The organism is Salinigranum marinum, from assembly GCF_024228675.1.
Lineage (GTDB): Archaea > Halobacteriota > Halobacteria > Halobacteriales > Haloferacaceae > Salinigranum > Salinigranum marinum.
In genome coordinates, this window is the sequence record NZ_CP100461.1 from 3,532,642 (window position 1) to 3,549,143 (window position 16,502).

A 16,502-nucleotide genomic window follows, 5' to 3' on the forward strand; every position below is an offset into this window, starting at 1 on the left:
CCCCTTACCGTTCGGCGTCGAAGAGGTTCGCCAGGCGAACGTCCTTGTCCGTGATCCCGCCCTCCTCGTGGCTCGTCAGGCGGACCTCGACGGTCTCGTACCCGATGACGATCTCGGGGTGGTGGAACTCCTCTTCGGCAACTTCACCCACCTGGGTGGCGAACGCGACGCCGGCGAGGTAGTCGTCGAACCCGTACGTCCGGACGATCTCGTCCCCCTCGCGCTCCCAGCCACCGGGGAGTCGCTCCTCGATCTCCTCATCGGAGAGCAGTTCGGCCATACCCGTCGCGTCGTCGCGGGCTCTGTTAACTGTTCGGACTCGGATCGTGTCGTCCGGCGCGGTACGCACGACCGAGCGCGCGGACAGCGCTGTCCTCGTCGGACAAATTAAAACAGTCGGCGTCCCGCCCGAGTCAGTCGTCGCTCAGCCGTTCGAGGACGTGGCTCGGGATGTCAGAGTCGTCGGGGATCCCCGCGGGCTGCTCGCCCGTCGGGGGATCCGGAAGCTCCGCCTCGAAGTCGGGATCGAACAGTTGCATGGCGGTGTGGATCGTCGTCCAGTCGTCCTCGGCGGCGGCCTCGCGGAGGCTCTTCGTCGGTGCCGAGAGCAACTGGTTGACGAGCGCGTCGGCCAGCGCGGCAACCGTCTCGCGCTGTTTCTCGGTGAACTCGCCCTGCGCTTCGAGCTTTCGGATCGCCGTCTCCAGTTCCGCCTGCTTCGTCCGCTCGGCGCTCTCGTACATCGCGCTGATCGCCTCGTCGGCCCGGTTGCGCTTGAACCGCTCCATCAGGTGCGTGAACTCCGTGTCGATCATCGCCTCGACCCGCGCCGCCGCCTCCTGTCGGCGGTCGTGGGTCTCGTCGGTCACGGACTCCAGCGCGTCGATGTCGCGGACGGTCAGCCCCGGCCGCGTCGACACGGCGGGGTCGATGTCGCGGGGCTGGGCGATGTCGACGAGGAGGGTCTCGCCGGCGGCCGCGAGCGTCTCGTCGTCGAGGACGTAGTCGGGACTGGCGGTCGCGCTCACTACCAGACCGGCCCGGGCGGTGGCCGCTGACAGGGCGTCGAGGCCGATTCCGATCGCGTCACAGGAGACGTCCCGCGCGACGTGCTCTGCGTGCGGGACGGTCCGGTTCGCCACGATCACTCGCTGGACGCCCGCGGCGTCCAGCGCACGGGCGGCGAGCAGTCCCATCTCGCCCGCACCGACGACGAGCGCCGTCGTCTCGGCGAGGTCGAGGTGACGCTCGGCGAGGCGGACCGCGGCGGAGCCGAGCGAGACGACGCCCTCGTTGATCGCGGTCTCCGCGCGGGCCCGCTCGCCGACGTGGAGCGCCTTCGTCAGCGCCTCGTCGAGCGTCGGGCCGATGCCGCCGACGGCGCGGGCCTCCTCGAACGCGGTCCGGAACTGCCCGAGGATCTGGTCCTCGCCGAGCACGAGCGACTCCAGACCCGAGGCGACGCGCATCAGGTGTCTGACTGCGGCCTCGTGTTCGAGGTCGATCACCGCGCCGTCGCGGACGTCGGGGGCGAACTCGGCGAGTGCGCGCCGGCCCGCGGCCGCGTCGTCGGTGACGACGTACGCCTCCGCGCGGTTGCACGTCCGCAGCGCGAACGCCTCTTCGACGCCGTCCCGCGCGAGGAGGTCCCGGACCACTTCTCGCTCCGTGTCACCGGTGACGCACTCGATCTCCTCGACGCTCGCGTGGGTGTGCGAGACGCTCACGCCCGAAATGACGTTCGCGGCGCTCTCGGTCACGGCTCGCCTCCCTCCGACTCGGGGGTCCTCGTGGTGTCGGTTCCGATCACGTCTTCAGCTACTCGGCGAGCGTTTGTCGTGCCCGTACGTAAAGCCTTCCAAACGCGGGACGACCGGACGACGCGGCGGACCGCGTCGCGCCGCTCGGTCGGTGAGAGCGCCCGATCTCGGAGCTCCGCGCGGAGGTCGCGCGTCAGGTCGGCCATCGCCCCCGTCCCTTCGATCTCGGCTTCGAGTCGCTCCCGGAGGTGCTTCGAGAGCGCGGGGCTGGCACCGCCGGTGGTGATGGCGACGGTGACCGAACCGTCCTCGACCGTCGCGGGGACGACAACGCTCCCCACGTCCCCGCCGCGTCCGCCCGCCCTGTCGGTCCGGTTCACGAGAACGTCGCGGTCGCGTGCCGCGTCGGCCGCCGCGGCGTTGATCGCCTCGTCGTCGGTCGCCGCGACCACGAGCGCCGGATCGAGGCGGTCGATCCACCGCTCGACCCCCTCGGGGGTGGGTGCGTCGCACACGAGTTCCACGCCGGGACCGTCGCTCGTTTGCTGCCACGTCTCTGGGGTCGCCTCGGCCGCGTCGGCGGCGTCGAAGCCGTCGGCGAACGCCGGGCTCACGACGACGACGTGCGCCTCGCTGGCGAACCGCCGGGCCTTGCGTGCGCCGACCGCCCCGCCGCCGAGGACGAGGACGGTCCGGCCGGTGAAGTCGTGTACCAGTGGGATCATGGGTTCGGCTACGTGTCGGCGTCCGTCTCGACGCTCGCGGTCGTGTCCGTCTCGGTGTTCGCGTCGGCGCGTTCGTCCAGCCTGATGCCCGTCTTCTTCAGGATCCGGGTCGAAAACAGGGTGTCCCAGTCGTCGTCGGTGACGTCCCAGTACTCGGCCATCGTCTCGCGTACCTCCGCCACCCGCTCTTCGGACTCGGCCTCCGAGCGGCCGTGTGTCATCGCGAAGAAGTTGTACGGCCACACGCCCTCGTGGCGCGGCCGGCGGTAACAGTGGGTGACGAACTCCAGCGACGCGACGGCGGGACCGACCTCCTCGACCAGCGCGTCGGGGACGTTCCAGACGGTCATGCCGTTCTCGGTGTAGCCGAGCGCGTAGTGGTTGGGGACGACACCGACCCGCCTGATCTTTCCCTCCTCGACGAACCGCTTCACCGTTCGAAGCACCCAGTCGACGTCGACGCCCAACTCGGCGGCGACGTCGCGGTACGGCGTCGCCGTCACCGGCAACCCGCCCTGGATCGCCATCACGAGGTCGCGTTCGTCCGGCGTGAGCGTCGTGCGACCGCCGGCGTCGACCGTCGGGCCGAGGTGTGAGAGATCGAGCTCCCCGTCCGGAAGGGGCCCGTCGACGAGGAACTTCGCCTCGACGCGGAACTCCCGTTCCTTGGGCATGTTGTACGTTGGCTGGCCCGTCTCGCGTTCGATGGCGTCGAGCACTTCGCGCACGCGACCTGCGTCGGCCACGCTCACGACGAACCACATGTTCAGGTGGGGGTGCTCGCGCTCGTAGTTGTGCGCCACCTCGCGGTGGTCGTTCACCTGTTCGGCCACCTCGTCGAACCGCTCGGGCGGGGCGTGCATCGCGACGAGCGTCGCGGTCCCGCCGATGGCCTCGGCGTTGACCAGCGGGCCGAACCGCGAGAGGACGCCTGCCTCGTCGAGTTCCCGGACCCGCGCGCAGAGCTCCTCGGCAGTGACGTCGAGACCCCGTTCGCCCAGCGCCGCGGCGGCCGGCTCGAACGGCCGCTCGACGACCGGGAACCCACCCTGAAAGGCGTTGACGATCGCCCGGTCGAGCGGTGTCAGATCCGCGTCCACCGTCTTCATGTTCGACCGTCAGGGCGAGAGGGAGTTAAGCGTCTCGTCCCCGTTCCGCCCCGTGAGAACGAGTGACGAACCGTCACACCCGGACGCGGTGCTCTCAGTCGTCGGTCCGAACGGTCGAGGCGCGTTCGACGTGATCGAGCGCCTCGACCGCGTCGACGACCGCCGCCTGGTCCACGTCGGCCTCGTAGTAGAAGACGAGGTCGAACGTCCCGCCGCGGAGGAGTTGCTGGCACTCCCAGACGAACGCGTCCTCGTCGAGCGTCAGCCCCTGGAACTGGTTCGAGGCGAAGTTCGTATTATCGTTGCCCGCGTAGATGTACGCCTCGCCCTTCCCGGCGTGGTCGGCGATGACGTCGTTGAGCGCGACGGTGAGTTCGTGCATCTCAAGGTCCTCCTCGCCCGCGAGGTCGGTGTGGACGATGAGTCCCACGAGTTCGATCTCGCCGGGTTCGAGGAGCGCCTTCGTCCGCCGGTGGAGGTCCTCGTCGTAGACGTCGGTCATGTCTCGCCTTCGGTGGGACGAACATTTACTGCTGACGATAGCCGACGCCGCGATCGCGTCGGGGCCCGGGGTCACGAACACAAGACACATATTCCGGGGGAAGAGTATTGGACTGTATGCTGGGTTGGCTCCGAAGTCGAGTGCGGCAGGCGTACGTTCGCCACCTCGACCGGACCATCGGGGAAGGGCCCACCCACGTCGCCATCATCCAGGACGGGAACCGTCGGTACGCCCGCCAGCAGGGGAGCGACGCCCCCGACGGCCACCGCGCCGGTGCCGAGACGACCGAGCAGGTGCTCAACTGGTGTCAGGAACTCGGCATCGAGGAGCTCACGATCTACGCCTTCTCGACCGAGAACTTCTCGCGCCCGCCCGAGGAGCGCGAGCCGCTGTTCGACCTCATCGAGTCGAAGCTGTACGAACTGGCCGACGCCGAACGCGTTCACGACAACGAGATGCGAATCCGCGCCGTCGGCGAGATCGATCTGCTTCCTGACCGACTGCGCGAGGCCATCGACTACGCCGAAGAGCGAACCAACGAGTACGACTCGTTCAACCTGAACGTCGCGCTCGCCTACGGCGGACGGGCCGAACTCCTCAATGCCGCACGCGACGTCCTCCGGGAAGTCGCCGCCGGCGACCTCTCCGCGGCGGAGGTCGGCGTCGACGCCATCGACGAGCGACTCTCGGGCCACCCCGTCCGCGACGTCGACCTCATTATTCGAACCGGCGGGGACGAGCGCACCTCGAACTTCTTGCCGTGGCACGCCAATGGCAACGAGGCCGCCGTCTTCTTCTGCGCCCCCTACTGGCCGGAGTTCTCCAAGGCCGACTTCCTCCGCGCCATCCGCACCTACGAGTCCCGCGAGGAGTCGTGGCGACACACCCGGACGGAGCGCGCGGTGGCGCTGGTCCGTGCGGTGGCCGAGACCGAACTCGCGGAGGCGCGTGCGGTGTCGGGTCGCCTGCGCGAGCAACTCTCCTCGGCCGGTGCGCGCGAACTGAACGCCGAACTCGATCGCCAGGGCGAGGGCGACCCCGGCTACGCGGACTGACGGCTCGTTCGCTGACCCGCCGAGGCTGTCGAGCACTCCGGAGTGTGAGCGGTTTCGGGATCCGTGCCGAACACCGGGCGCGGCCCACGCAGGTCGGTCTCCCTTCGACCGAAACGGCCCGGCTATGGCGGTATGTGGATCGACCTCCCCCCGTATGAGTGAGCGTCGTATCATCGATGCTGGAGTCTGATGATAACAGCGTTTATATGAACACGCAAACGACGTAGTATTGTGAAAAACTCACAAAACACTTTGGCGATTTGGATCGGATCACTCACCCGACTCCAGTGGGTCGCGGTCGCGTTGGTAGTCGTCACTGGCGTGCTCCACGTGTTCGCGGGCATCGTCGAGGGAAGACCGCCGGTGACGCTCGCGGGCGTTGGATACGCTGGTGCACTTGTACTTTTCTTCCTCGACTATCGCCGACGGCTGCTCTATCTCATCGGGATTCCATACACGGCTGTGCAGTTCCCGCTCTGGCTCGTGGCCAAGTCCGAATACGGGACGGTCGACTACGTCGACAAAGCGGTTCAGGTCGCCCTGATCCTCGTACTGCTGTCTCTGTATCTGAACACGCCGTCTGACACGCGCAAAACAACGGCACCGGCTGCGGACTGAACGGGCGTTCCCAGTAGCGGACGCCGCGTTCGGTCGTCTCGGATGATCGTGGCCATCTCCTCGTTGACTCCACCGAAATCACGAGATTCGCAGGCCAGTTCCCGCACTCGCTCACCGGTTCCCTGGCAAGGGGCTCGAGACACTCCCAGAGGGTGTCTGCGATATCGGCGAGCGCGGTCACGCCGAGTCCAGGCAGGAACGCCGCTACCAGTAGCCAACGGCGAACGGACCGAACCATCGCGTCTGAACCCGAAGATACCGTCCGTCGTCGTTCGACGATCGCTTTCATGACCACCCTCGTTGTACCGTCGATAGCGCTTCGAGAAGGGAAGTAGACCCGTCGCTGCCTGCTTGCTGCATACACTCTCTCTGCTCAGCACGTGACGTTTGTCCGTCCCTGAGGGTTTCCGGAGGCCCGAGGTTCCGACAGTCACGCTCGTCCAACCCGCCGTCAGACCGAGTCTGACGAGCTTCGGCCGATAGGCCGAAGTTCCGAAACCCGGGCTCGCGCTCTGTTTTCGACGTTCGGACGGTCCCCACCGCTCACCGGCCGAACCGCCGGTTTCGGTTCTGGTAGTCCAGCACGGCACGGAGGTAGTCCCGCCTCCGGAAGTCCCGCCAGTTGACGTCGGTAAAGTACAGTTCGGCGTACACCGACTGCCAGATCATGAAGTCCGAGAGCCGTTCGGCACCGGTCTTGATCACGAGGTCGGGTTCGTCGCGGAACACCAGCCGGTCTTCGATGTCGGTCTCGTCGATCTCGTCGACGAGTTCGGGCGCGATATCGTGTGTCTCGACCGTCTCGGCGAGCGCCCGGACGGCCTCGGCGAACTCGTGTTTCCCGCCGAGCCCGACGCTCACCTGGACGGGTTCGGTGGCGGGCTCGGTGTCGCCCACCTGCCGGACCGCGAGCGGTTCGGGCGAGTCGACCTCGCGGAGTTCGCGCTCGAGCGTCGGCACGACCGCTTCGTCGAGCACGCTCACCGAGATGGTGACGCGCTCGGCACCGTACTCGAACGCCCAGGCCAGGAACTCCTCGAGCGTCGCGTACGCCCCCTGTTCGAGCAGGTCCCGCTCGGTGATGATGACGGCGACGTGCACCGGGGGGGCCTCGGGGTGGAGCCGGTGGCGGACGGCGAGGTAGCGGTCGTACAGGCCCACGAGCCGATGGTCGGCGTCGAGGGTCTAAACCCCACCGCTCCGTCGACTCACGCCGGCGGCTCCACCGTCGCCACGGGGTCGGCCGCGCGGGTCGGCCGTCCGACACGCCGAGGGAGGGCCACGCCGTCGGTTGGTCCCGTCGCCCCCGTGTCGGGACCGTTAAGTGCGCGTCGGGGATACCGCACTGTGTGACTTCGACGCTCCGGCGGGCTGGCGGCTTCGCCGCCGTGGGCACGCTCTCGCTGGCGGCCCCGGCGCTCGGTGTGGCCGCCGCCGCACCCTTCGCGGCCGTCGCCGTCCTCGCCGCGTTCGTCATCACCGACGGGCCGGTGTTCGAGTTGTTCGCCCGTCCCGGCGACCGCGAGGACGGCCGGCTCAACGGGCTCGCGAGCTTCGCCCTCGCGGCGACCGGCCTCGCGCTCCTCGCGACCGTTCCCCGAGTTCCGATGCCAGTCGGCGTCTTCGTGGCGACCGTCCTCGCCGTCACGTACGGGAACCTCGGGGCGCAACTCGTCACGACCCGCACCGACGGCCCGCCCGTCTCCGTCGCCGGGTTCGCCGCGCTCGGATTCCCCGTCGGAATCGTCGGCCAGGTCGTGGTGGGGATCATCGCCGAGCCGACCGCGATCGCGGCCACCTCCCTCGCGGCACCCGCGGCCGCCACGGCCGCCCTCCCCGCGTTCGCGTTCGTCGCCGCCTGTGTGACGCTGGTCGCCGCGCTCGTCCGCTCCGTGCTGCACGAGCGCGACGATCCGGTCGTCCTGCTGTCGGCCGGCCTCCTCGCGTGGGTGTTCGACGCGCTCGTCGTCGACGTCGGTGCGGTCGAGGTCGCCGCGGCTCTCGTCGTCACCGCCGCGCTCGGTTTCGCCTCCTACGCGCTGGGGACCGCCTCCGTCACCGGGATGCTCACCGGGGTGCTCCTCGGGCTGCTGACCATCGTGCTCGGAGGGTTCGGCTGGTTCGTCGTCCTCATCGCCTTCTTCTCCGTCGGCGGGCTCTCGACGAAGTTCCGCTACGACGAGAAACGCGCCCGCGGCGTCGCCGAGGACAACGACGGCGCACGCGGCTCGTCGAACGTGCTCGGCAACGCCGCCGTCGCGTTCGTCGCGGTCGTCGGCTTCGCGACCTCGACCCGGCTGTCGGCCGGTCCGGTGGTCGGCACCGCCTTCGGCTTCGCGTTCGCCGGCTCGGTCGCCGCCGCGATGAGCGACACGCTCTCCTCGGAGATCGGCGGGCTCTACGACCGCCCGCGGCTCATCACGACGTTCCAGCCCGTCGCGCCCGGGACCGACGGCGGCGTCACGTGGCAGGGCGAGGTCGCCGGGGTCGTCGGTGCGGCGTTCGTTGCCGCGCTCGCGCTCTTTCTCATGCCGCTGTCGGGCCCCGACGAGGTCGTCGCGGGTGCGGTCGTCCTCGGCGGCGTCGCCGGCATGACCGTCGACAGCCTCCTCGGCGCGACGCTCGAAGGCGACCGCATCGGCAACGAGGCAGTCAACCTCCTCGCGACGCTCACCGGCGCGGCCGTCAGCGGCGGGGTGGCGCTCGCGGTCCTTCCGAGCTGAGGAAGATGAGTGGACGCGTCCGACGCGCCGTCCCCGCGGACGCCGCCGCGCTGCGTGCGCTCCAGCGGTACCTTCCGAGCCCTGCACCGGCGCTGCTCGACGCCGCGCTCGCCGGCACTCTCGGCGACCTGTTCGTCGCCGTCGCGGACGCGCCGGTCGGCTACGTGCTCGCGGTCGACGGCGACCCGCCCGTCCCGTCCGGCGCGAGGTCGATCGCGACTGGGGGGTCTCAGCGACACATCGCGGAACTCGTCGTCGCCCCGTCGGCTCGCCGCCGCGGCCACGCCTCGGCGCTCCTCGCGACGCTCCTCGCGGATCGACCCGACGCGACCCTGACGCTCACGGTCGACCCGAACAACACGGCGGCGCGGGCGCTGTACGACCGCTTCGGCTTCACGGTCGCCCAGGAGCTCCCGGGCTTTTTCGACGGCGACCCGGGGCTGTTACTCGTTCGCCGGCCGAGGGCCGAGTAGCTGTTCGGCCGTCCGGATGCGGACGCTCACGGGCCGTTTGACGAACTCGGCGAGCGAGCGCCCGACGACGTGTTCGGTCCCCCGCTGGGCGGCCACGTCGAGTAGCCGCTGGGTCACCTCGCCGTCGACGAACACCGCGTACGGCACCTCGTCGGCCTCCTTCAGGAGGTCGAACGCCTCGTCGGTTGCGCCCGATGCGACCGTCCGGAACGAGTCGTCGGTCAGGCGGACCTCGCCGGTCCCGTCGCCGACGACGTCGCGGGCGATCCCGCGGAGCGTCCCGATGGGCTCGTCGGTCTCATCGCTCTCGTCCCCGCCGCCGCTCGAGACGCCGTCGGTCTTCTCGGCTGCGTCGGCCTCCTCGACCGCCTCGGCCGCGGCGCTCTCGGCGTCGTCGTCGACCTCGCCGGCGGTCTCGGCGGTGCCAGCGGTGTTCGCGGTTTCGGTGGTCTCGGTCGTCGTCTCCGTCCCGGCAGTATCGACTTCGCCGGCGGCCGCCGTCCCGGCACCGTCGGTCTCGGCGACCGTCGACCCGGTCTCGTCGCCCGCGTCGGCCGTCGAGGTGCTCGCTTCGCTTCCGTTGTCGATCCTGGCTTCGCCGCCCGACCCGGTCGCTCGCTCCGGTTCGTCGCTCGGCGTCGACTGGGGCTCGGACTCGCCGGGCGTCACGAGCGGTTCCTCCCCGAAACCGTCCGGTTGGTCCGTCGCGGTGAACGTCTCGTACGGGACCTTGTCGCGGAGTGCGGACATCACTTCCGGGCGACCGAGGTCCTCGACGGACCGTGACTTCGGGGCGAACGCGACGTAGTCGACGTCGCCTATCTGTACGAGTTCGCGCAGGATGAGTTCGCCGCCGCGGTCGCCGTCGAGGAACGTCGTGACCGTTCGGTCCTGCGTGAGATCCGCGATGGCGTCGGGGACGTTCGTCCCCTCGACGGCGACGGCGTTCTTGATGCCGTACTTCAGGAGGGTGAGTACGTCGGCCCGCCCTTCGACGACGATGATCGCGTCGGAGTCTTGGACTCTGGGACCGGCGGGGAGGCCCTCGTACTCGGTGATGTCCTCGACGCGGACGCTCTCGCGCACCTCGTCGAGGATCTCCGAGGAGGTCATGATGCTCTCGTCGAACGACTTCGCGAGCAGTTCCTTCGCCCGCTCGACCACCTCGCGGCGCTTGGCCTCGCGGACGTCCTCGATCTCGGTGACGCGGACCTCCGACCGGCAGGGGCCGACGCGCGTGATCGTCTCCAGCGAGGCCGCGAGGATCGACGTTTCGACCCGATCGAGGCTCGTCGCGATGGTGACGTGGCCGAACGACTGTCCGGCCTCGCTCTCGATCTCGACGTCTATCCGGCCGACTTTCGAGGCCTGCTGGAGATCCCTGAGGTCGAGGTCGTCGCCGAGGAGGCCCTCGGTCTGTCCGAAGATCGCGCCGACCACGTCGCTCCGTTCGACGACGCCGTCGGCCGTGATCGCTGCGTGAATGAGGTATTTGGATGTGTCGTCCATGTCTCGTGTGTTTCACTCATGAGTGGTGCCCTCAGTCCGAGGGCGGTGATGACAGTGATGATGGTGATGGTGACGTCATGGCCGCGTCCATGACCGTCTCGTTTGTAGAGCGCCAGCGTGGAAATACCTATCGTGGTCCTGATGGCTCCGTCCGGAGCCAGGCCGCGGCGTCGCGTACCGATTTCACAGGGTCGTCGGGTGCGTCGTGTTCGAAGACGACCCACTCGACCCCGGCCGCCTCGGCCGCGCGGAGACAGCCGCGCAGGTCGACATCGCCGACACCGAGGTCGACGGGGTGGCCCCCCCGGGGTGCCGTCGGATCGACCCGGACGTCCTTCAAGTGGACGACCGGGACGCGGTGGCCCACGCGTTCGACGAGGGCGACCGGGTCGACGCCCGCTGCCGTCGCCCACCCGACGTCGATCTCGAAGCCCAGCCGCGTGGTGGCGGCGACGAGTCGGTCGAACGGCGTCTCATCGCCCGGGTCCCTCTCGCCGACTCCGGCGTCGGCCGCGAACTCGAACTCGTGGTTGTGGTACAGGAGTCGGCCACCCGCGTCCGCGACCGCGGCAGCGGTCTCGTCTAACCGTGCGGCCGTCTCGTCGATCCCGTCGGCCGCGAACGCCTCCGGGTCGAGGATCGGGACGACGAGCGTTCCCGTCCCGTTCGCGCGACACCGCGCGACGGTCCCGGCGGGGTCCGCCTCGATCTCGTCGAGACCGACGTGCGCGGCGGCGACCGAGCACGCGCCGACGTCGACGGGGTCGCATCCGACGAGCTCGACGCCGTCGAAGCCCGCCGTGGCGATCGCCTCGACGCCGTCGGCGGCCGGGAGCGAGCGGAGGGTGTAGAGTTGCACGCCGTACTGCATACGCCACGACTCGGGCCAGGGCGGCAAAAAGCCGTCACTCCGGGCGGCGCGCCGCGCTCGCGTCCGCCGACGACCGGGCTCCACGACCACTATCTGAATATCTATATCCCTCCACAGACCGCATCCGAAGAAAATTTTTCTTCGATATGACTATACGAATTAGAAACAACAACCTTTAGGTTCATCTGTCAGTTATTGGGTCGTGTATGAGCCGAAAGCGAACGGATTACCTCTGGATACCCGTCTTCGCACTCCTGGTCGTGTTGGCGGTGCCGTGGTTCCTGTGGGGTGACGCGACGGTCGTCGCCGGACTCCCGACGTGGCTGTGGTGGCACATCGGCTGGATGGTGCTCGCGGCGTGTGCCTTCGCGCTGTTCACGCGCGGTGCGTGGGACCGTGGGATGGGGGTGAAGCATGGCTGAGCTCGGAGTTTCGCTGGGGATCATCGGTGTGTATCTCGTCGTCGCGCTCGCGATCGGCCTGCTCGCGTACCGACTGACCGGCACCGACGCCGAGGACTACTACCTCGCCTCGCGGTCGATGGGGACGGTCGTCCTGTTGTTCACCACCTTCGCGACCCTGCTGTCGGCGTTCACGTTCTTCGGGGGGCCGAACCTCGCGTACGCCGCGGGGCCCGAGTGGATCCTGGTGATGGGTCTCATGGACGGCATCCTCTTCGCGCTGCTGTGGTACGTCATCGGCTACAAGCAGTGGCTCGTCGGCCGGGCGTTCGGCTACGTAACCCTCGGGGAGATGCTCGGCGACCGCTTCGGCTCCACGGGGCTTCGTGCGCTCGTCGCGGGCGTCTCGCTCTTCTGGCTCTTCCCGTACGTGATGCTCCAGCAGGTCGGCGGCGGACAGGCGCTCGTCGGCCTCACCGACGGCGTGGTGCCGTACTGGGCCGGTGCGGCGCTCATCACCGTCTTCATGATCGTCTACGTCGTCGTCGCCGGGCTCCGTGGCGTGGCGTGGACCGACACCCTTCAGGGCGTGTTCATGCTCGGCATCGTCTGGGTCGCGGCGGCGTGGGTCGTCACCAGCGCCGGCGGGCTCTCGGCCGTGGGCCAGCAGGTCGCCACGACCAACCCCGAGTTCGTCGCCCTCGGCGGGGGGCTCTACTCCGTGCAGTGGATGATCGCGAGCGCCGTCACCATCGCCTTCGGCGTTACGATGTTCCCGCAGATCAACCAGCGCTTCTTCGTCGCCAAGGACGACCGCGTGCTGAAGCGGTCGTTCGCGCTCTGGCCCGTGCTCGTGCTCTTGCTTTTCGTCCCGGCGTTCCTCCTCGGGACGTGGGCCGCGGGGCTCGGCGTCACGGTCCCCGAGGGTGGCAACGTCATTCCCGCCCTCCTGACCGACTACACGCCCGCGTGGTTCGCGGCGCTCGTCATCGCCGGCGCGATGGCCGCGATGATGTCCTCGTCGGACTCGATGCTCCTGTCGGGGTCGTCGTATCTCACCCGCGACCTCTACCGCCCGCTAGTGAACCCCGGTGCGTCCGAGACGCGCGAGGGGTGGATCGCCCGGGTCGGCGTCGTCGTCTTCGCGCTCGCGTCGTTCGTCGCCTCGCTGTTCGTCGCGGGCGGCGGCGGTGGCGGCGGCTTCGATGTCCTCGTCAGCATCGGCGACACCGCCTTCGGCGGCTACGCCCAGCTCGCCCTGCCCGTGATGGCCGCGCTGTACTGGGCGCGGACCACGCGACTCGGCATGGTCGCCGGCATCGGCGGCTCACAGCTGTTCTACCTCGCACACGTCTTCGTCCCGGCGACGACCGTCGGCGGCGTCGAACTGTTCACCGCCACGTACCTCGGGTGGGACTTCGCGCTGTACGGGATGGCGCTCTCGTTGGTGTTGACGGTCGGCGTCTCGCTCGTCACGACCGCCGCGCCCGAAGAGCGGGTCACACGCTTCACCGACACCGAGGGGCTGCAGGCCGACTGACGGTCCCCGTTCGCGCGCCGCCCGTGGGTCGTCCCACCGACGGATAGAAGCTGTCGACGCGCGTCTCAGTCGCATGGCTTCGATCCCCGTGGCGGTCCACGACCTGTTCGAGAAGGCGACGTTCGCCCACTTCGCGACGATGACGCCGACCGGCTACCCCCACGTCACCCCGGTCTGGGTCGACTACGACGCGGAGACGGGTCATCTCCTCGTGAACACCGAGCGTGAGCGACGGAAGACGAAGAACGTCGAGGCGGACCCGAAGGTCGGCGTGAGCATGACCGATCCCGACAATCCGTACCGGTTCCTCTCCGTGTTCGGCGATGTCGACGAGATCACGACCGACGGCGCACGCGCGCACATCGATGTCCTCGCCCAGCGGTACATGGGCGAAGACGAGTACCCGAACCCGATCGAGAGCGAGCGGGTCGTCCTCCGCATCCGGCCGGAGCGCGTCTTCAGCGGACCCTGAGCGACGCCGACGCGCGTCCGCCCAGTGTCGGCCGCGCTCGATACAGAACCCCACGCACGTTTCTCGAATCCGGCTACCGTTCGAAGTACATTTGTCTTTCGCGCCGAACCTGAAGACATGAACGAACCGGGGCTCACCAGCCTGCTCGATCAGGAGACGCTCGACCGGCGCGTCTCCGCCGGCGAGTACCCCGACTGGGTCGCCGCCCACTGGCGCTCGTTTCGCGACGGTCTCCTGGGCGAACGCAACGGCTCGCCCTTCCCCTGTTTCTTCGGCGTCGAGTCGGTCGAGAAGGGGTGGCCGCTCTACTCGACCGTGCCGTCGACGACCGACAAGGACGCGCTGTTGGCCTTCCGCGACACTCTCCTCGAGTACCTCGCGACGTACGAGGACCACGCGCCCAACGCGTCGTTCGTCGTCTTCTTCCGGCCCGACGACGCCCGGAGCGAGAGCGAGTTCCACGAGCGCCTCTGGCACGTCCTGCAGTTTCTCCACGTCCACGACCCCGAACCGTGGCCCGACGACATCCCGACGGATCCCGACGACCCCCGCTGGGAGTTCTGCTTCGGCGGCGAGCCGATGTTTCCGACGTGTCGGGCACCCTTCTACGACCGGCGGAAGAGCCGCTACTGTCCGGTCGGACTGGAGATAACGTTCCAGCCTCGGAGCCTGTTCGACGGCATCACCCACGACACCGACGCCGGCGCACGCGCCCGCGACGTGATCCACGACCGCCTGGAGGCGTACGACGGCGTCTGTCCCCACGCCGACATCGGCGACTGGGGCGTCGAGGGCGACCGCGAGTGGGTCCAGTACATGCTCTCGGCGGACGACGCCGAGTTCCCCGACGAGTGTCCCCTCCGGATCACGCGCGAGCACCCCAAGGCGGTGTCGACGCCGTTCGATCCCGGGACGCCGGCGGACGACTGACCCATGCTTGCGCTCCCGCCCGACGCCGCCTTGCTCCTCGTCGACCTCCAGACGGGCTTCGACGACCCGCGCTGGGGCGCGCGGAACAACCCCGCCGCCGAAGCGAACGCCGCCCGACTCCTCGAACGGTGGCGTTCGGCGTCGATGCCCGTGGTTCACGTCCGCCACGACTCCACCGAGGAAGCGTCCCCGCTCCGCGGCGACGCCCCCGGCTTCGCGTGGAAACCCGCCTTCGAACCGCGCGAGGGCGAGCAGACCTACGTCAAGAACGTCAACAGCGCCTTCATCGGGACCGGCTTGGAGGCGTGGCTTCGCGACCGAGAGTACGAGACGGTCGTGGTCGTCGGTCTCACGACCGACCACTGCGTCTCGACGACGACCCGGATGGCCGAGAACCTCGGCTTTTCTCCCCTGGTGGTGAGCGACGCGACGGCGACCCACGACCGCGAACTTCGAGGAGAGGAGTTCGATGCCGAAACGGTTCACAAGACGGCGCTGGCGCACCTCTCGGGGGAGTTCGCGACGGTCGTGACGACCGACGAGGTGCTCGCGGCGACAGGCGAGGCGTAAGGGTACTCGCTCGCCGGGGCGGTGGCGCGCGCTGGCGCGTGCGAGGTCTTCGTGAGTGAGCGACGCGAGCGAACGGCTCGAAGCGACGCAGTCGCTTCGGTGGATGAGCGATCGAGCGGAGCGAGGGAGCGAATCGGCTGGGGAGAATGTGGCTTCACCGCCCTGGCGCTCGTTCTCTCGCCTCGTGCTCACCTCCGGGCACCTCGCCACACTCACACCGGACCCACCCTCGTCCACTCCCAGTCGCTCACGAGGCCCGCTCGGACCGACGCACGTCACTTAAGAACGTCTCCGGTCTACACGTCCTCATGCAGACGCACATCGTCCCGGTGGGGTTCGATTACGACCGCCTCATCGCGCCGCTCATCCGGGACCAGTTCGACGTCGACCGCGTCGTGCTCCTCGAAGGGGCGGTGGGGAGCGAGGCCAACGTCGAGTACTCGCGTCACCTGTCGAAAAAGCTCGAAAAGGACTTCCGGAACCTCCTCGGTGCCGAAACCGGGCGCGTGATCGTCGAGGACGTCTACGACTACGACACGGCGTTCGAGCAGGCGTACGACCTCATCAACACCGAACTCGACACCGGCGCGGAGGTGTGGGTGAACGTCAGCGCGATGCCGCGGCCCGTCTCCTTCGCCTTCGCGACGGCCGCCCACTCGATCATGGTCGAGCGTCAGGAGGACAGGGACAGGATCCACACCTACTACACCGCCCCCGAAAAGTACCTCGAAACCGAACTCGCCGAGGAACTCCGTGCGGGGCGGGACCTCCTCGCCGACCTCCTCGACGCCGCGGAGGCCGAGACCGGGGACACCGGCGTCGACCTCGACCGCGGTCGACTCGAAGAACGGCTCGGCGCCGCCTCCGACCTCCTAGAGGAGTTCGACGAGCGCGGGACGACCATCGGCGCGAAACGGATCGGCGCGAACCATATCGTCGAACTGCCGGTCGCCTCCTTCTCGAACGTCAAGCCGTTCGAGGAGGTCATCCTCTTCGAGCTCGGCGAACACGGCGAGTTCGAGTCCGTGTCCGAGTTGGCCGAGGCCCTCTCGAAAGAACTCGACGAGGAGTACACCGACTCCTTCCGGTCGAAGGTCATCTACAACGTCGACCGGCTCGGCCCCGGCGGAAAGGGGTATATCGAGCAGGAAGAACACGGCAAGTCGTACCGTACGAGGCTGTCGCGCATCGGCGAACTCTGGGTGCGCGCACACGCCAATCACGACTGAACCGGCACACGATCC

General features: G+C 68.7%; 18 protein-coding genes. 10 read left to right on the forward strand and 8 right to left on the reverse strand.

Translation table 11 applies throughout. The annotated features are described in order from the left end of the window. Positions 1-4: 4 nt before the first annotated feature. The 5 genes from NKJ07_RS17620 to NKJ07_RS17640 all read right to left on the reverse strand — a co-directional run bounded on the left by NKJ07_RS17620 (position 5) and on the right by NKJ07_RS17640 (position 4,096). Positions 5-280, reverse strand: coding sequence for a 4a-hydroxytetrahydrobiopterin dehydratase (locus NKJ07_RS17620; protein ID WP_318568095.1), 276 nt, complete (start codon positions 278-280; stop codon positions 5-7). A gap of 133 nt (positions 281-413) precedes the next feature. Then, entirely contained in the window at positions 414-1,760 is a 1,347-nt protein-coding gene (gene hemA / locus NKJ07_RS17625) for a glutamyl-tRNA reductase (protein WP_318568096.1), read from the reverse strand. Continuing rightward, entirely contained in the window at positions 1,757-2,485 is a 729-nt protein-coding gene (locus tag NKJ07_RS17630; RefSeq protein ID WP_318568097.1) for a precorrin-2 dehydrogenase/sirohydrochlorin ferrochelatase family protein, read from the reverse strand. Before NKJ07_RS17630 ends, hemA begins: the two co-directional genes overlap by 4 nt. 8 nt (positions 2,486-2,493) lie before the next feature. Next, on the reverse strand, positions 2,494-3,594 hold the full coding sequence (gene ahbB, locus NKJ07_RS17635; RefSeq protein WP_318568098.1) for a siroheme decarboxylase subunit beta: 1,101 nt from the start codon (positions 3,592-3,594) through the stop codon (positions 2,494-2,496). A 94-nt stretch (positions 3,595-3,688) separates the two neighbouring features. Beyond that, complete coding sequence (locus tag NKJ07_RS17640; RefSeq protein WP_318568099.1) at positions 3,689-4,096, reverse strand: DUF5778 family protein; 408 nt, start codon at positions 4,094-4,096, stop codon at positions 3,689-3,691. 116 nt (positions 4,097-4,212) lie between these two features. Between NKJ07_RS17640 and uppS the strand changes: the two genes are divergently transcribed. Both uppS and NKJ07_RS17650 read left to right on the forward strand, forming a co-directional pair. After that, positions 4,213-5,151 (forward strand): polyprenyl diphosphate synthase, encoded by a 939-nt coding sequence (gene uppS / locus NKJ07_RS17645; protein WP_318568100.1) that lies wholly within the window; start codon positions 4,213-4,215, stop codon positions 5,149-5,151. A 303-nt stretch (positions 5,152-5,454) separates the two neighbouring features. Continuing rightward, a complete protein-coding gene (locus NKJ07_RS17650) occupies positions 5,455-5,769 on the forward strand; it encodes a hypothetical protein (protein WP_318568101.1) in 315 nt (104 codons plus the stop codon). A gap of 543 nt (positions 5,770-6,312) precedes the next feature. Here NKJ07_RS17650 and NKJ07_RS17655 read toward each other — a convergent pair. Next, positions 6,313-6,930 (reverse strand): undecaprenyl diphosphate synthase family protein, encoded by a 618-nt coding sequence (locus NKJ07_RS17655; RefSeq protein WP_318568102.1) that lies wholly within the window; start codon positions 6,928-6,930, stop codon positions 6,313-6,315. A 188-nt stretch (positions 6,931-7,118) separates the two neighbouring features. On the opposite strand from NKJ07_RS17655, the gene NKJ07_RS17660 reads away from it, so the two are divergent. Together NKJ07_RS17660 and NKJ07_RS17665 are read left to right on the forward strand one after the other, a co-directional pair. Then, positions 7,119-8,492, forward strand: a complete 1,374-nt coding sequence (locus NKJ07_RS17660; protein WP_318568103.1) for a DUF92 domain-containing protein — start codon at positions 7,119-7,121, stop codon at positions 8,490-8,492. Between the two features lie 5 nt (positions 8,493-8,497). Next, on the forward strand, positions 8,498-8,965 hold the full coding sequence (locus NKJ07_RS17665; RefSeq protein WP_318568104.1) for a GNAT family N-acetyltransferase: 468 nt from the start codon (positions 8,498-8,500) through the stop codon (positions 8,963-8,965). Here NKJ07_RS17665 and dnaG read toward each other — a convergent pair. Both dnaG and NKJ07_RS17675 read right to left on the reverse strand, forming a co-directional pair. Continuing rightward, positions 8,936-10,474 (reverse strand): DNA primase DnaG, encoded by a 1,539-nt coding sequence (gene dnaG / locus NKJ07_RS17670; RefSeq protein ID WP_318568105.1) that lies wholly within the window; start codon positions 10,472-10,474, stop codon positions 8,936-8,938. The two genes, NKJ07_RS17665 and dnaG, sit on opposite strands and share 30 nt — an antisense overlap. Positions 10,475-10,601: 127 nt before the next feature. Next, positions 10,602-11,345: a sugar phosphate isomerase/epimerase family protein gene (locus tag NKJ07_RS17675; RefSeq protein WP_318568106.1), complete on the reverse strand. Its 744-nt coding sequence runs from the start codon at positions 11,343-11,345 to the stop codon at positions 10,602-10,604. 206 nt (positions 11,346-11,551) lie between these two features. On the opposite strand from NKJ07_RS17675, the gene NKJ07_RS17680 reads away from it, so the two are divergent. The 6 genes from NKJ07_RS17680 to NKJ07_RS17705 all read left to right on the forward strand — a co-directional run bounded on the left by NKJ07_RS17680 (position 11,552) and on the right by NKJ07_RS17705 (position 16,487). Further along, positions 11,552-11,767, forward strand: coding sequence for a DUF3311 domain-containing protein (locus NKJ07_RS17680; protein WP_318568107.1), 216 nt, complete (start codon positions 11,552-11,554; stop codon positions 11,765-11,767). Further along, entirely contained in the window at positions 11,760-13,286 is a 1,527-nt protein-coding gene (locus NKJ07_RS17685; RefSeq protein WP_318568108.1) for a sodium:solute symporter family protein, read from the forward strand. The genes NKJ07_RS17680 and NKJ07_RS17685 overlap by 8 nt, the downstream gene beginning before the upstream one ends. A gap of 73 nt (positions 13,287-13,359) precedes the next feature. Beyond that, positions 13,360-13,758, forward strand: a complete 399-nt coding sequence (locus NKJ07_RS17690; protein WP_318568109.1) for a pyridoxamine 5'-phosphate oxidase family protein — start codon at positions 13,360-13,362, stop codon at positions 13,756-13,758. 117 nt (positions 13,759-13,875) lie between these two features. Continuing rightward, positions 13,876-14,688, forward strand: coding sequence for a YqcI/YcgG family protein (locus NKJ07_RS17695; protein ID WP_318568110.1), 813 nt, complete (start codon positions 13,876-13,878; stop codon positions 14,686-14,688). Positions 14,689-14,691: 3 nt separating this feature from the next. Then, positions 14,692-15,258 (forward strand): cysteine hydrolase family protein, encoded by a 567-nt coding sequence (locus NKJ07_RS17700; RefSeq protein ID WP_318568111.1) that lies wholly within the window; start codon positions 14,692-14,694, stop codon positions 15,256-15,258. A gap of 308 nt (positions 15,259-15,566) precedes the next feature. Next, on the forward strand, positions 15,567-16,487 hold the full coding sequence (locus NKJ07_RS17705) for an HFX_2341 family transcriptional regulator (RefSeq protein ID WP_318568112.1): 921 nt from the start codon (positions 15,567-15,569) through the stop codon (positions 16,485-16,487). The last annotated feature ends 15 nt before the right edge of the window (positions 16,488-16,502 follow it).

What these genes read in the sequence shown, in the direction of transcription:
- NKJ07_RS17705 (WP_318568112.1), top strand. Translation starts at nt 15,567, where the DNA reads ATGCAGACGCACATCGTCCCGGTGGGGTTCGATTACGACCGCCTCATC.
- NKJ07_RS17640 (WP_318568099.1), bottom strand. Translation starts at nt 4,096, where the DNA reads ATGACCGACGTCTACGACGAGGACCTCCACCGGCGGACGAAGGCGCTC.
- dnaG (WP_318568105.1), bottom strand. Translation starts at nt 10,474, where the DNA reads ATGGACGACACATCCAAATACCTCATTCACGCAGCGATCACGGCCGAC.
- ahbB (WP_318568098.1), bottom strand. Translation starts at nt 3,594, where the DNA reads ATGAAGACGGTGGACGCGGATCTGACACCGCTCGACCGGGCGATCGTC.
- NKJ07_RS17695 (WP_318568110.1), top strand. Translation starts at nt 13,876, where the DNA reads ATGAACGAACCGGGGCTCACCAGCCTGCTCGATCAGGAGACGCTCGAC.
- NKJ07_RS17685 (WP_318568108.1), top strand. Translation starts at nt 11,760, where the DNA reads ATGGCTGAGCTCGGAGTTTCGCTGGGGATCATCGGTGTGTATCTCGTC.
- uppS (WP_318568100.1), top strand. Translation starts at nt 4,213, where the DNA reads ATGCTGGGTTGGCTCCGAAGTCGAGTGCGGCAGGCGTACGTTCGCCAC.
- NKJ07_RS17675 (WP_318568106.1), bottom strand. Translation starts at nt 11,345, where the DNA reads ATGCAGTACGGCGTGCAACTCTACACCCTCCGCTCGCTCCCGGCCGCC.
- NKJ07_RS17630 (WP_318568097.1), bottom strand. Translation starts at nt 2,485, where the DNA reads ATGATCCCACTGGTACACGACTTCACCGGCCGGACCGTCCTCGTCCTC.
- NKJ07_RS17665 (WP_318568104.1), top strand. Translation starts at nt 8,498, where the DNA reads ATGAGTGGACGCGTCCGACGCGCCGTCCCCGCGGACGCCGCCGCGCTG.
- NKJ07_RS17620 (WP_318568095.1), bottom strand. Translation starts at nt 280, where the DNA reads ATGGCCGAACTGCTCTCCGATGAGGAGATCGAGGAGCGACTCCCCGGT.
- NKJ07_RS17700 (WP_318568111.1), top strand. Translation starts at nt 14,692, where the DNA reads ATGCTTGCGCTCCCGCCCGACGCCGCCTTGCTCCTCGTCGACCTCCAG.
- NKJ07_RS17680 (WP_318568107.1), top strand. Translation starts at nt 11,552, where the DNA reads ATGAGCCGAAAGCGAACGGATTACCTCTGGATACCCGTCTTCGCACTC.
- NKJ07_RS17690 (WP_318568109.1), top strand. Translation starts at nt 13,360, where the DNA reads ATGGCTTCGATCCCCGTGGCGGTCCACGACCTGTTCGAGAAGGCGACG.